Annotated in this window: 13 protein-coding genes; 3 read left to right on the top strand and 10 right to left on the bottom strand. The window is 47.5% G+C overall.

What is annotated here, in order from left to right; all coding sequences use genetic code 11:
• Both WBJ53_RS00890 and WBJ53_RS00885 read left to right on the top strand, forming a co-directional pair.
• Nucleotides 1–1,371, top strand: a complete 1,371-nt coding sequence (locus WBJ53_RS00890) for a sigma-54 dependent transcriptional regulator (RefSeq protein WP_338874163.1) — start codon at nt 1–3, stop codon at nt 1,369–1,371.
• A complete protein-coding gene (locus WBJ53_RS00885; protein WP_338874162.1) occupies nt 1,368–2,651 on the top strand; it encodes an ATP-binding protein in 1,284 nt (427 codons plus the stop codon). Before WBJ53_RS00890 ends, WBJ53_RS00885 begins: the two co-directional genes overlap by 4 nt.
• A 79-nt stretch (nt 2,652–2,730) precedes the next feature.
• On the opposite strand, the gene WBJ53_RS00880 is transcribed toward WBJ53_RS00885, so the two are convergent.
• The 10 genes from WBJ53_RS00880 to WBJ53_RS00835 form a co-directional block, all read right to left on the bottom strand.
• Nucleotides 2,731–3,570 carry an oxidoreductase gene (locus WBJ53_RS00880; protein WP_338874161.1) on the bottom strand — a complete coding sequence of 280 codons (840 nt, stop codon included), beginning with the start codon at nt 3,568–3,570 and terminating at the stop codon, nt 2,731–2,733.
• 41 nt (nt 3,571–3,611) lie between these two features.
• Nucleotides 3,612–4,169, bottom strand: a complete 558-nt coding sequence (locus tag WBJ53_RS00875) for a YceI family protein (protein WP_338874160.1) — start codon at nt 4,167–4,169, stop codon at nt 3,612–3,614.
• A 70-nt stretch (nt 4,170–4,239) separates the two neighbouring features.
• Entirely contained in the window at nt 4,240–5,121 is an 882-nt protein-coding gene (locus tag WBJ53_RS00870) for an AraC family transcriptional regulator (protein ID WP_338874159.1), read from the bottom strand.
• Nucleotides 5,122–5,187: 66 nt separating this feature from the next.
• Nucleotides 5,188–6,723, bottom strand: a complete 1,536-nt coding sequence (locus tag WBJ53_RS00865; protein ID WP_338874158.1) for a c-type cytochrome domain-containing protein — start codon at nt 6,721–6,723, stop codon at nt 5,188–5,190.
• A gap of 15 nt (nt 6,724–6,738) precedes the next feature.
• Nucleotides 6,739–7,806 (bottom strand): 6-bladed beta-propeller, encoded by a 1,068-nt coding sequence (locus WBJ53_RS00860; protein ID WP_338874157.1) that lies wholly within the window; start codon nt 7,804–7,806, stop codon nt 6,739–6,741.
• Nucleotides 7,807–7,935: 129 nt separating this feature from the next.
• Nucleotides 7,936–8,394: a DUF4890 domain-containing protein gene (locus tag WBJ53_RS00855; RefSeq protein ID WP_338874156.1), complete on the bottom strand. Its 459-nt coding sequence runs from the start codon at nt 8,392–8,394 to the stop codon at nt 7,936–7,938.
• Nucleotides 8,395–8,529: 135 nt separating this feature from the next.
• Nucleotides 8,530–9,012 (bottom strand): GAF domain-containing protein, encoded by a 483-nt coding sequence (locus WBJ53_RS00850; protein WP_338874155.1) that lies wholly within the window; start codon nt 9,010–9,012, stop codon nt 8,530–8,532.
• Between the two features lie 90 nt (nt 9,013–9,102).
• Nucleotides 9,103–9,609 carry a hypothetical protein gene (locus WBJ53_RS00845; protein ID WP_338874154.1) on the bottom strand — a complete coding sequence of 169 codons (507 nt, stop codon included), beginning with the start codon at nt 9,607–9,609 and terminating at the stop codon, nt 9,103–9,105.
• Nucleotides 9,610–9,680: 71 nt separating this feature from the next.
• Nucleotides 9,681–10,517, bottom strand: coding sequence for a rod shape-determining protein MreC (gene mreC, locus WBJ53_RS00840; RefSeq protein ID WP_338874153.1), 837 nt, complete (start codon nt 10,515–10,517; stop codon nt 9,681–9,683).
• 97 nt (nt 10,518–10,614) lie between these two features.
• Nucleotides 10,615–11,640 carry a rod shape-determining protein gene (locus tag WBJ53_RS00835; RefSeq protein ID WP_163954706.1) on the bottom strand — a complete coding sequence of 342 codons (1,026 nt, stop codon included), beginning with the start codon at nt 11,638–11,640 and terminating at the stop codon, nt 10,615–10,617.
• A gap of 254 nt (nt 11,641–11,894) precedes the next feature.
• Here WBJ53_RS00835 and WBJ53_RS00830 point away from each other — a divergent pair, with 254 nt between their 5' ends.
• Complete coding sequence (locus WBJ53_RS00830; RefSeq protein WP_338874152.1) at nt 11,895–13,397, top strand: GH3 auxin-responsive promoter family protein; 1,503 nt, start codon at nt 11,895–11,897, stop codon at nt 13,395–13,397.
• Nucleotides 13,398–13,427 lie beyond the last annotated feature (30 nt).

Here is a 13,427-nt window from a genome sequence, read left to right as displayed (position 1 = left end):
ATGCTCCTCATCATCGACGACGATATTGCTATTCAAACTTCGCTCTCCCTACTGTTTCGGAAAGAAGGCTTTACGGTGCGCCTGGCCGATGGCCCGTTTGAGACAGTTGAGGTTTTGAAGGAAGAAACGCCGGAATTGATTCTGCTCGACATGAATTTTTCGGTCGATACCTCGGGCAATGATGGGCTGCGACTGCTGCGCCGGATTCGGGAAAACTTGCCCGAGGTACCCGTTATTCTTATTACCGGTTGGGGCAGTATCGACCTGGCCGTAGAGGGTATGAAAGCGGGCGCGAAAGACTTCATTACCAAACCCTGGCAAAACGACTATCTGGTGCAATCGGTACGGACAGCCCTGAATCTGGCCCGACCGGATGCAGCTTCACCAGACCGCCAAAAACTCGACCAGCAATTTCGATTCGATAACATTGTAGGTGAAGACCCAAACCTGCTTGCCGTTTTAAAAACCATCGGACGAGTTGCTGACACCGATGCGCCCGTACTGATAACGGGAGAGAGCGGCACCGGAAAAGAACTAATTGCCGAAGCCATTCATCAGAATAGTAAACGCAAAAAGCAACCGTTCGTTAAAGTCAATCTGGGCGGCATATCGTCCACATTATTCGAGAGCGAGCTGTTTGGCCATGTCCGTGGAGCGTTCACCGATGCCCGTATCGACCGGGTCGGACGCTTCGAACTGGCCAATAAAGGCAGCATATTTCTGGACGAAATCGGGGATCTCGATCCAGCCAGTCAGGTAAAGCTCCTACGGGTGTTGCAGGATCGTACATTTGAACCATTAGGAAGTAGCAAAAGCCGAACGGTTGATGTGCGCGTGATTTGCGCTACCAACCGGGATCTGGACGAAATGGTAGCAAAAGGATTGTTTCGGGAAGATCTGCTCTACCGCATCAACCTTATTACGGTACGGCTGCCAGCCCTGCGCCAACGCGCCGACGACATTCCACGACTGGCAGCTTTTTTCGTAAATAACCTGAAAATTCTTTACGGTCGACCCAGCCTGCATATCAGTAAAGAAGCCATGAAATGGCTCAAAACGCTACCCTTACCCGGCAATATTCGCCAGTTGAAAAACGTAGTTGAGCGAACCGTATTGCTGGCTCCTAGCGATACCCTTTCCATTTCCGATTTCGAACAAAACCTCACTCCCGGCCCCCAATCCCACACCCTTAGTGCTATGCCCCAGGTGGGCACCATGACGCTCGAAGAAATGGAATATCGAATGATTCAGCAGGCAATGACTTTTCATAGCAACCGAGTAGCCAAAGTGGCGCGGGCGCTGGGTATCACTCGTTTTGCACTCTACCGCCGATTGGAGAAATTTGGCATTCCCTATAGTGCTGACGAATGAAGCTCCCTCTCCGTACCAAATACCTGATTTACATCATCGCCGTGCATATTGCCCTGGTAGGGCTTACCTGGCTGGTATTGCAGGAAAATAAACTGCTGTTTATTGCATCAGAGTTATTCATTCTGGTATCGGTCTTTATCGCCGTCCAGATCTATATTGCCTTTCGGCAACCATCCGATTTCATTACGGCGGGCGTTGAAGCGATCCGCGACAAAGACTTCACGGTTAAGTTTGTGCCAACCGGCAATTTCGAGATCGATGCCCTCATTCATGTATACAATTTAATGATCGACCAACTTCGGCAGGAACGTACTAAACAAGCCGAACAGCGTTTTTTCCTTGATAAACTCATCGAAGCCGCCCCGATTGCCATTTTGATTTTCGATTACGACGAACGAATTGCCTCCATCAATCCAAGAGCCAGTCAACTACTGGCCGTTCAGCCCGACGAGGTAGTAGGCAAACCTCTGGCCGATTTGGGTTATTCGCTACTGGCACACATGGCCGACCTGGCCGACGGTGAGTCGCGCATTATGAAACCGAATGGCATTGAAACCTATAAAGTCATCCGGGCAAATTTTATAGATCGGGGCTTCCGACGGTCGTTTCTGATTATTGAAGAGTTAACGCCCGAAATTATGGCTAGTGAAAAAAACGCCTATAGCAAAGTGATTCGAATGATGGCCCACGAAGTAAACAACTCCATTGGTGCCGTCAACTCTATACTGACAGTAACAGAATCAGATTTATCGGACAATGACCTTAAACAGGCCGTACGCGTTGCCATCGACCGCAACGACCGACTGAATCGGTTTATGCGCCGATTTGCCGATGTAGTCCGATTGCCGTTGCCAAACCTTGTTCCAACAAATCTGGCCATACTGGTCAACGATGTTGTTCGACTCATGCAACCGCAGGCCGAAGCCGCTAACGTCTCGCTGATAGGTTCGGCTCCCGATCTTTCGGTTATTCGGGCCATTGATGTTGGTCAGATGGAGCAGGTACTGGTCAATATTGTTAAAAATGCGATTGAAGCCTGCGAGCCAGGGCAAACCGTCGACATTGCGCTGACGGCTCATCAACTTCAGATTCGGGACAATGGCCATCCTATTCCAGAAGCCGTCGTCAGCAATTTATTCAATCCGTTCTTTAGCACTCGCCCTAACGGACAAGGTATTGGCCTGACGCTCGCCCGCGAGATTCTGCTAAATCATAATTTCACTTTTTCGCTCCAGACTCACTCCGATGGCTGGACGGTCTTCAGTATCCGCTGGCCGTAATAAATGTCAGTCAATTAGTCAATGGGTATCAGGGGTCAACATAACTAATGCTCATTGACTAATTGACGAATGACAGGCGTTAATAAACAGCCCCTTCGGCTACAGTTCGCCAGTTGTTCAGATCGGTTTGCACACTATCGAGTTTCGACTGAATCGTGCTGACGGCAATTTTGCCCAGTGGTAGCCGTAGCGGTGGACTTTCCAGTGTAATCAATTGCAGAATAGCCCCGGCCGCTTTTACCGGATCACCTTCCTGTCTGCCATCGATTTGTTCCATCCTACTCCGGAAGGCGCCCGCAGTAGCATCGTAGTCATCGAGTTGGCTGGCTGCCCGAGCGAAAGACGAGCCTGCAAAATTGGTTCGAAAGGGTCCGGGTTCGATAATCGTAAGCTTAATACCTAAGGGAGCTATTTCGGCCGCAAGGGCTTCGCTGGCTCCTTCGAGGGCAAACTTGCTGGCATTATAGACACCAAAGCCCGCTACGGCTTTGAAACCGCTTTGCGACGAAATCTGCATGATATAGCCGTGTCGTTGTTTCCGAAAAAGCGGTAAAAAGGCCCGCGTAAGCGCAAGGGTACCAAAAAAATTAGCCTCGAAAACCGCTCGGATTTCATTTTCCGAAGCTTCTTCAATGGCACCGGCAAAACCAAAACCGGCATTGTTGACCAGCACATCAACGCGTCCAAACTGATCGACAACCCTACGCACAACGTCTTCGATCTGGCTACGGTTTGTTATATCGAGCTTTACGGCAAACCCTTTACCCGTGTTTACACCATTAAAGTCAGCTACCTGCTGATCATGTCGAAAGGTGCCAATCACAAAATGACCTTCCTGCATAGCGGCATTGGCCAGTGCATTGCCCAACCCGCCCGAAATACCGGTTATGAACCAGATTTTGGTTTTACTATCTACCATTATCCGTGGTGTTTAAAGTTCTTTCGCAGAAACAACCATCTCTACGAGAGAACGGCTTGTTGTTTCATTAATTCAATCTGGCAACTAATTGTTACGTCGTTACCAACCGCCAAGCCGCCAAAATCAAGAGCCGTATTCCAGGTCATTCCCCAATCTTTCCGATTAATTACGCCCCTGACCTTAAAGCCAGCCTTCGTGTAGCCAAATGGATCTTTCGGCACAACTCCCATAAACACAACATCCAATTCAACCGGTTTTGCGATGCCTAACAGTGTTAAATCGCCCAGTAGTTTATAGGTTTGGGGGCTTATCTGCCGCATTTCCGTACTAACGAACGTAATCTGAGGATACTCATTGGCCCGGAAAAAGTCGGCCGAAAGCAAGTGGTTATTCCGTTGCTGATCCAGCGTATCAATGCTATTTACGTCAATAGTCAGGGTAACCCGGGCATCCGAAAAATCGTCGGACATCGTCTCTACCGTTCCTCTGTAACTTGTGAAATGCCCTTCGGTTTCGGTAATACCAAAGTGCGTAACCGAGAAGCCGACCTTACAGTGTGAAGGCTCAAATAACCAATTAGTTAACGTTTGCGTCATCATCTTTTTTGCGGTTAAAACTAACGGCACAAAAGTAGTTTACCGACTCCTGGTGGAGTTAGAACAAAGCTGACTATAATCGGTACATTTCGGACATTGATTGTTTAAAGGCAACCGGCGACATGCCCACATCCTGCCTAAATACTCTGGCAAAGTATGACGAATCCAGAAAGCCAAGTTGGGCGGCTACTTCGGAAACAGAATTATCCGTAAAGGTTAGTAACCGTTTCGCTTCCAGCAAGCTTCGGGCCCGAATCACCTCACCCGCCGTTTTTCCGGTAACCTCCCGACAAACCAGATTCAAATGATGCTGCGTTATGGCCAGTTGGGATGCATAATCGCTTACCGACCGATGCTCCATAAACTGTTCGTCGAGCAAACGCTTCAATTTCTTGTAAAGAATAACATACTTCCGCGAAATCCGCTGGCTATTCTGTTGATCGATACATCGCTGAATCTGTGAAACCAGCACATGCAATAAGGCCTGTATAATGCCAGCCGCAGAATCGACTCGTTGTTGCTCTTTTTCCATCAGTTCGATGATATGCCGAATTTCCTGATAGTCCTGAAGAGTAAGTTTGAGCAATGGATTGGCGTAAAAATTATCCAGGAAGCTCAGTTCAAACAGCTTGTCTTTGTTTTGATGGTTAAGCAGAAAAAAATCTTCGGTGAACAAAATACTACCGCCCTTCAGGTGCTCCCATTCTTCAAAAAAATGTAGTTGACCAGGCGAAATAAAAAAAAGCGACCGTGGGCATAACTGGTAATTCGTGTAGTCGATGGCTTGTTTACTCTGTCCGGCATCGACCCAAATAATTTCATAAAAGGTGTGCCTGTGCGGATCTTCGACATTAGGCTCGTCCATTGTCTCGAACAACGTTAGGGCAAAGTCTGCACGGCTGGTGGGTTCGTTGATGAAATGCCCAATCGAATACACCGGAAATACGTTCTGCATAAACTAAAAGCGACGAACTTCTAACCCGAAGGTAAGGCATCCGTCGCTTAGCAAAGCGTTTATATTCTAATTCTTTTTCGGCTCTTCCGCCTTCGTTTCAGAAGACGCTTTGGCAAAATCGGCAATAGCCTTTTCGTCAATACCGCCTACTATGTCGAGTTTTGGCATTGCCTTTTTCAAATTCGCCAGCCCCTGCGGTGTCACTTTGGTTTGCCAGAGATAAACCGTTTTGAGATTTTTAAATTTAGGGAGTTCGGCTAATCCTGCATCAGTAATGGCTGTTCCGTATAGATTCAGGTATTCCAGATTACTTAACCCTTTAAGTTGTTGCAAACCAGTGTCTGTCACCTTCGTTTGCTCCAGATGCAGTTTTTGCAGATTCTTTAATTTGGCAATATATACCAATGCAGCATCCGATAGTTCGGTATCACCCAACTTTGCCCAAACAATCTGTTCGCTTAGTTTTGGCAATACCGCAGCCTGTGCATCATTGAACGAACGGGCATTTACGGCGCTAACCTCAAGCTGGTTTTGCTCTTTCGACAGAGGCAATACCAGCAACCCGGTTTTCTTTAGTTCATCAATCGTTTTTGGGTCGGCCATGGGCACGTTCATCGTCAGCACGGGCGATGCTGGCGCAGGCCCTGTCGAAGCCGCTACGTTACCCGGTGAAATACTTCCAGCTCCACCACTCTCCAACGACGCTAAAGCCGGTCGAACAGCCTCGTTAACGGCCAGGTCCGAAACTTTTTTATCGAACGAAGCCCCCTGATCGATCCACCAGGTTAGCAGGGTAATCTGGCTTTCGGTTAGCTGCGGCTTCCCTTTCGGCGGCATATGATGGTCATCTTCTTCGGGCAGCAGGCAGGCTTTTATGAGTTGGCTATTATTACCTTTACCTGCAATAAATACCGGTCCATCTTCCGAGCCTTTTTTGATCATGTCGGGCGTATCGAGCCGTAGACCTGCTTTCGACTTATCGGCATTATGGCATTGCACACAGCGGGTCTGTAGAATTGGGTTGATGATTTGCCGATACACTATAGCCTGATTAACATCTGTTATTGGCTCTATCTTGAATTCTTTTTGTTTAGGCGGTAAGCCTGCCAGCGTCCGAATTGGCCCCGGTGCGTACTGCGTCAGATAGTCTGACCCATGGGTCAGATTACCACCCTGATGCCCGGCACTTAGCAGCAATAGCAAGGTAATACCCAGCGAGGGTAGGTATAGTAGCTGGGCAACTGGCATAAATCGCCCCAGATTCTCCGACTTTACGGCCCAGGCAATCCATGCCAGTATGGCAACACCGATTCCCTGCCACTTATGGCTATTGAGCGTTTCGGTATCATAGCCCCCCGCCAGCGAAAGCATATAACCAAATAGGCAGGCGATAGTAGCACTCACCGCCGACCAGAACAGAATCAGCGTAATGGTATGCTGACTTACGGAGTTTCTACGGGTCAGCCGGTCTATTTCGAGAAGTCCCGCAATCAGCAGAAAACCAATCGGCAGGTGAACAATAAGCGGATGAAAATGGCCAAAAAACAATACCCAATCCGAAGGTTGGGCCGCAGGAGTCTGCAACAGAACGAATTTATTCATGGATTAGCACGGTGGTCAGGCCACACGCTCCAACTTAATTGGATAAGTTTTCTTCGAATTCCACTGGGCTACATAGATACTGTCGTCTTCATCGATCAGCACATCGTGTGGATGCAAAAATGCCGATACCGTGCGGTCTTTACGCTGCTCCATGAGCTTTGCCCCTTCATAAACAGGTTCCGATCCGCCGGGGGTTGAAATAACCCGATCATTTTTATCCAGAATTGTAATATAGCCCGAATCCGGATAGCTATCCGATGTACTTCTGAATACGGCCCCATAGATATTCTCTCCATGAATGACTGGTCGGCAGATATAAGACCCAGGCAAAGCTATGGTTGCCAGATACTTACCATCGAGCGAGAAGCGTTTGAGTGCATTGTGCCGACGGTCGGTAATCAGCAGTGTCGGATTAGCCGTGCGCCGGTCAACGACTATACCATGACAGCAGTCGAAGGTGTCGTTCGTGTCGCCTTTGCCTCCCCAGTAGCGGATAAGTTTACCCGTTTTGTCATACTGCGTAACATAGTTGAGGCCATAGCCATCGACGACATAAATATCACCATTGGCAGGATTAATAGCCGTTTCGGTCGGTTTAAACTGCGACGGATAAGCATAGGCTCCTGTTTCTTTCGGGTAGTCGAGTTTCATTAGCTCACGGCCTTTCAGGTCGGTCTTGATAACCTGATGCCGGTCAGTATCGCAAATGAGAAGGTACTGATCATTGCCTTCGCCACCAAGTGTGAGCCCATGCCCACCGGGGTATTCATGTCCCCAGGATTCAAGCAACTTACCCGATTTATCGTAAACCAGAATGTTATTCTTTGTTTCGTTGGTCAATAGAATAATCCGACCTTTGGCGTCGAGCACCATTTCGTGGCAATCGTTGACCGGATTTTTACCCGCATCCAGCACCCCCCAACCCGACACCACCCGATACCGGAAACCATTATGCCCCAACACGACCGTTTCGGCATTGAACCCTCCTGTTTTTGCTGACAGAATCGTAGGCGCAGCAATGCCTGCTGCTGCTATAAGTGTAGATTGCTGTAGAAACGAACGACGCGAAAATGAAGAAGACATAGCTTTTCTGCACGATTTGCAGAAAAAGTACGAAACCCACAAACTTTACTGTGCGCAACGAATAGCGGGGTTTAGAGTATCGGCCAATCGATACTCTAAACCCCGCTATTCTGAACAAAACCGTTTCGCTTAATTCTGCGGACGGTCCCCTCTGTGCCGACCATTGCCCGCTTTATCGCGCCCCATACGGCCTTTCATCGATTGCAGTTGTGCGAATTGATCGGGTGTCAGAATTCCCTGAAGCTTCGTTTTGAAATCATCGGCATTGGCCTTCAGTGCTGCTTGCTTTGTCTGATTATCGTCAGACGTAGCGTTGATAGCATCAACTTTCTGGGAGTGTGCCAGAGCCGCATCGTGTACTTTCTGACTTGTTGCCTGATCTAATCCAAGTTGTTGGGTTAATCGGTCGGTTTCGTGCTGAGCGCGGGTTGCGGCATCGGCCATCTGATAAGTTTGTCCTGACCGGTTGCCACGGCCCATCTTACCCCGATTTGCCGGTGGTGCATCGGGAACTGCTGTTTGCTGCGCCAATAAGGGCAATGACAGGAACGAGAACATTATCCCACAAATGGCAATTTTCTTAAGCATGATTACAAGTTCGTTTAATTCATACCTAAGACGGACGCCCCCTATCTACGTTTTACACGTTTCAGGAATTTAATTGCATCTTAATTGTAGTCGTTTAGAGCAGTTATCTCTATATAATCTGGAATTACCTTTCGTCTAGAGCCTGGTAATCATAGCTGCTACCTGCTCCAGGCCTTTCGCGTCAACTTCACTAAAGTCGTTGAGCTGGTCGCTGTCGACATCCAGCACCATAATTACATCGCCTGCTGCATTAAAAACGGGAACAACAACTTCTGATTTCGATGCCGAGCTACAGGCAATATGTCCGGGAAACTGTTCAACATCAGGTACCAACATCGTTTCCTTACGTGTGTAGGCTGCTCCGCATACACCTTTGTCGAACGCAATACGGGTGCAGGCAATTGGTCCCTGAAAGGGTCCAAGCACGAGCTGATTGTCTTTTTTGAGATAAAAACCAACCCAGAAAAAACCAAAGGCTTCTTTCAGAGCAGCCGTGATGTTTGCCAGATTAGCAATCAAATCGGTTTCGCCCTCAATCAGAGCGGCAATCTGGGGAAGTAATGCATTATAGATGGACTGACGGTCCGACGTTTGCGGAACAATGAGCGTTTCGGCCATATAAGGAAATAGTTTATGATTTATGGTTACTTTGCAAGAGAAAGCCCTAAATAGGTGGAGCAACCATAAACTGTAACCAATAAGCCCAATTTAATTTCGGGTAAAGAACTGAATCAGTACAATGCTAACGGTTGTGAATAGTGTGCTGGCAATGATCCGAATCAAGGTTGGAATAATAAGCGAGAGACTACTGGCTTCGATAGAGAACAAAGCCGTATGATGAATTAGTGCCAATATGAATACGTATCGAAAGAATACACCAACACCCAATTCTTTTAGTGAAAACTCAAGGCGGGATTCCATACCGGGCACATCGATCTGCGTCCGGACAACCAACGGCCGAAAATAGGCCATTAGCACTGTGGCTGCAGCATGCATTCCCAGCGTATTATAGAAAGTATCGACAACAATTCCGGTTATGAAAGCAATGAGCAGTAACCAGGTCAGGCTGGTTTCATTAGGTAATAGCAAAATGCAGGCGATATAAACAAAGCAGAAAGCGTAATCGAACAGCACTAAATTCCGTACGAGCAGTATTTGCAATACGAGGTAAAGCAAAAACATCAATGCAGTAGACAGAATTTCACGTAAGGTCACAGTAAACTAGATTTCTGTTTTCGGTCGTCCGTTTGGTCGCTGGCTAAAGCAGACTCCGGCAGGCCAAAAACTCATTTTTCGGTTTCAACTTGTTTTTCTAATTGCTCCTGTTCTGCCTGCAGACGATTTTCGACGACATAAACAAATGACAGGCTACTGAAATTGGTCGCTAAATCGAGCGTTAGGTCATAAAAAACTTTGTTTGGTTGTACGCCAATTGAGCGAACGCGGCCTATCAAAATTCCGGGCGGAAACGTAGAATTACGCTCTGACGTAACAACGGAGTCGCCTTTACTGACCTTTTTTGTAAGCGAAATATCATTGAGTTTAATCAGATGAGGATCAACACCATCCCATTTTGCGGTTCCAATTTCCCCTGCTTTTACCAACTGAGACGAAACCAGATATTCCGAATGTAAAATGGATGTAATAACCGAAAAGTTACGGTTACATATTTTTATCTTCCCAACTATACCCGTTGGCGAAATAACGCCCATACCGGGCCGCATACCATCGTCGGTCCCTTTATCGATGGTTATGTAGTTGTTAGCGAATTGCGTGGTGTTATTTACCACCTTTGCCACTGTAAATTTAAAGCGATCGGCAAAGGTCGAATCGGCCTGGTATTCGGCAGGAGCAATGGGATGGCTCTGCAATGCTTTCGTAAGCTTTGTACGCAACTGCTGATTTTCCATTGCCAGATCAGCGTTAGCCTGCCTTAGATTGGCATATTCGTTAGCGGCATTTGCCCATGCCAACACCTGAGCCGCATACCGGTTCGACGTATTAAAATAAGTGACGCTCCAGTAATTGCTTGTGTTGATAATAAAATAGAAGCAGAGTACTTCCAGCAACACAAACAATATAAAATTGCGGCTCCGAATAAAAAATTCGACTAACTCTCCCATACAAATAAAACGTATGGAACCCACGCTTTGTAGCGATTTATGTATCTTCTACAATGCGTGGGTTTCCACGGCAGCGGCCGAGTGTCGGCTTTACAGTTTAGCTAATCAGAACGGATTTATACAGATCCAGATTTTTGATCACTTCGCCGGTTCCTTTCACAACAGCCTTGAGCGGATCGTCGGCAACGTGGATGGGCAGTTTGGTTTTTGCGCCCAGACGCTTATCGAGCCCGTGCAACAACGCTCCTCCGCCAGTCAGGTGAATACCATTCGTGTAAATATCGGCCGACAATTCTGGTGGCGAAATTTCGAGGGCTTTCATAGTAGCCTCTTCAATTTTCGAGATTGATTTGTCGAGCGAGTAAGCAATTTCACTATAGGTAACCTTGATTTCTTTAGGAATACCCGTCATCAGATCGCGACCACGAATTTCGTAGTCGGCAGGTGGATTATCGAGTTCGGGGAGTGCCGATCCAACTTCCATTTTGATTTGCTCGGCCGAGCGTTCGCCGATCAGCAAATTATGCTCCCGACGCATGTAATCGACAATGTCGCGGGTAAACACATCGCCAGCAATACGAATCGATTGTTCGCAGACAATACCCGACAATGCAATAACCGCAATTTCGGTAGTACCTCCTCCAATATCAACGATCATCGTACCGTTCGGCTGAGTAATGTCGATCCCAATTCCGATAGCAGCCGCAATAGGTTCGTGTACCATATACACTTCTTTTGCGCCAGCATGTTCGGCCGAGTCTTTAACGGCCCGTTTCTCCACTTCGGTAATTCCCGACGGAATACAAATCACCATCCGGTGCGACGGAGAGAACAGTTTACTGCCTGTATCGATCATTTTGATCATACCCCGAATCATGAGCTCGGCAGCCGTAAAATCGGCAATTACACCGTCTTTCAGCGGGCGAATCGTCTTGATATTCTCATTGGTCTTTTCGTGCATTTGCATGGCCTTATGGCCAATAGCCAGCACTTTACCGCTGGCTTTGTCCATTGCAATAATCGAAGGCTCATCCACCACAATCCGATCCTTGTGAATAATCAAGGTATTCGCCGTGCCCAGGTCAATCGCAATGTCGCTAGTTAAAAAGTTGAAAAGTCCCATTTCAGGTAAGCTAAATTCCTTTTTACAAGTCGTGTTTCTTAAAAGGTTTGCAAAAATATGGATTATTCAAGAGAAACAACGTCCCAAACTAAATACACGATTGTATTTTTTGTATGACAATCAGAATGGTTAGACGTTTTTAGTAAGCCATTGGCCACAAACAGGCATAAGCACCCTTTAAATTAACGTAGACTTTTTTCAGGACTCATTAGCCACTGACGACTGCTAACGGTTTTCGTTACCTTTGCAGCATTATGGGAATTCGTTCAGTCGTCAGCCAGCCGTTGGCCAAATGGGTCGTAGAACGGCAACAAACGTGGATGTATCAGCCAGCCGAAGCCCAACATCGCTGGTTTCAGCGGTTAATTGATGTTGGCCGTACCACTACGTTTGGTCGCGATCATCATCTTCATGAAGTGCACACCATTGAGGAGTTTCATCAGGCCGTGCCTATTCGCGATTATGAGGATCTGAAACCCTATATTGAACAAATATTGGCCGGAAACTCCGATGTGCTCTGGAAAGGAAAACCGCTGTATTTTGCCAAAACATCGGGCACAACTTCTGGCACAAAATATATTCCCATCACACAGGATTCAATTCCGAATCACATTAACTCGGCTCGTGATGCGCTGCTGAATTATGTTAATGAAACCGGAAAAAGTGATTTTCTGGACAAGAAACTGATTTTCCTTTCGGGTAGTCCCGAACTAACCCAGAAAGCGGGTATCAACATTGGGCGGTTGTCGGGCATTGTGAACCATCATGTACCGGCCTACTTGCGCACAAATCAGTTGCCCAGCTACGAAACCAATACGATAGAGGATTGGGAAACAAAGCTCGAACGCATCATCGACGAAACAATCACGCAGCCCATGTCGCTGATTTCGGGCATTCCGCCCTGGGTACAAATGTATTTCGACAGGATTCAGGAACGCACCGGCAAACTTATTAAAGACGTCTTTCCCGATTTTTCATTATTCGTTTACGGTGGTGTGAATTTTGATCCCTACCGGGCCAAATTGTACGAAACCATTGGCAAGCGCATCGACTCCATCGAAACCTACCCGGCATCTGAAGGATTTATTGCATTTCAGGATACGCAAACAGAAGAAGGCCTACTGCTGCTGCTGAACAGTGGTATCTTTTTCGAGTTTGTTCCGGCCGACGAATTTTTCAGCGAGAATCCTCGCCGACTCACCATTCACGAAGTTGAACTTGGGAAAAACTACGCGGTCATCATTAATAACAATGCGGGCTTGTGGGGCTACTCGCTTGGCGATACCGTAAAGTTTGTGTCGCGGGAACCCTACCGATTGGTAGTAACTGGCCGTATCAAGCATTTCATTTCGGCCTTTGGCGAACACGTGATCGGCGAAGAAGTTGAAAAAGCCCTACAATATGCCATGCAGCAACACCCCGAAACCGAAGTTGTTGAGTTTACGGTTGCCCCAATGGTAAGCCCGAAAGAAGGCCTTCCCTATCACGAATGGCTGATTGAATTTGCTACACCCCCGAACGATCTGGGAGCTTTCGCCCACACCCTCGACAACCGGCTCGTTGAATTAAACGTATATTACGACGACCTCATCACGGGCTCTATCCTGCAACCACTGAAGCTAACCAGCCTACCACGTGGGGCTTTCCAGCGCTATATGAAATCGCAGGGTAAGCTCGGTGGCCAGAACAAAGTGCCCCGCCTGTCGAACGACCGAAAGATTGCCGAAGGGTTATTGGCAGTTGAGAAAATGGTTTAAAAAATGAAAGCAGAAGCCATCAATCAAGAT

This window comes from Spirosoma sp. SC4-14, from assembly GCF_037201965.1.
GTDB lineage: Bacteria > Bacteroidota > Bacteroidia > Cytophagales > Spirosomataceae > Spirosoma.
The sequence above is the reverse complement of the archived record's forward strand: the minus strand, read 5'-3'. Positions and strand labels throughout refer to the sequence as shown.

Bases quoted from the DNA above. Each gene is read 5' to 3' on its own strand.
- WBJ53_RS00890 (WP_338874163.1), top strand. From the start codon at position 1: ATGCTCCTCATCATCGACGACGATATTGCTATTCAAACTTCGCTCTCC.
- WBJ53_RS00885 (WP_338874162.1), top strand. From the start codon at position 1,368: ATGAAGCTCCCTCTCCGTACCAAATACCTGATTTACATCATCGCCGTG.
- WBJ53_RS00880 (WP_338874161.1), bottom strand. From the start codon at position 3,570: ATGGTAGATAGTAAAACCAAAATCTGGTTCATAACCGGTATTTCGGGC.
- WBJ53_RS00875 (WP_338874160.1), bottom strand. From the start codon at position 4,169: ATGATGACGCAAACGTTAACTAATTGGTTATTTGAGCCTTCACACTGT.
- WBJ53_RS00870 (WP_338874159.1), bottom strand. From the start codon at position 5,121: ATGCAGAACGTATTTCCGGTGTATTCGATTGGGCATTTCATCAACGAA.
- WBJ53_RS00865 (WP_338874158.1), bottom strand. From the start codon at position 6,723: ATGAATAAATTCGTTCTGTTGCAGACTCCTGCGGCCCAACCTTCGGAT.
- WBJ53_RS00860 (WP_338874157.1), bottom strand. From the start codon at position 7,806: ATGTCTTCTTCATTTTCGCGTCGTTCGTTTCTACAGCAATCTACACTT.
- WBJ53_RS00855 (WP_338874156.1), bottom strand. From the start codon at position 8,394: ATGCTTAAGAAAATTGCCATTTGTGGGATAATGTTCTCGTTCCTGTCA.
- WBJ53_RS00850 (WP_338874155.1), bottom strand. From the start codon at position 9,012: ATGGCCGAAACGCTCATTGTTCCGCAAACGTCGGACCGTCAGTCCATC.
- mreC (WP_338874153.1), bottom strand. From the start codon at position 10,517: ATGGGAGAGTTAGTCGAATTTTTTATTCGGAGCCGCAATTTTATATTG.
- WBJ53_RS00835 (WP_163954706.1), bottom strand. From the start codon at position 11,640: ATGGGACTTTTCAACTTTTTAACTAGCGACATTGCGATTGACCTGGGC.
- WBJ53_RS00830 (WP_338874152.1), top strand. From the start codon at position 11,895: ATGGGAATTCGTTCAGTCGTCAGCCAGCCGTTGGCCAAATGGGTCGTA.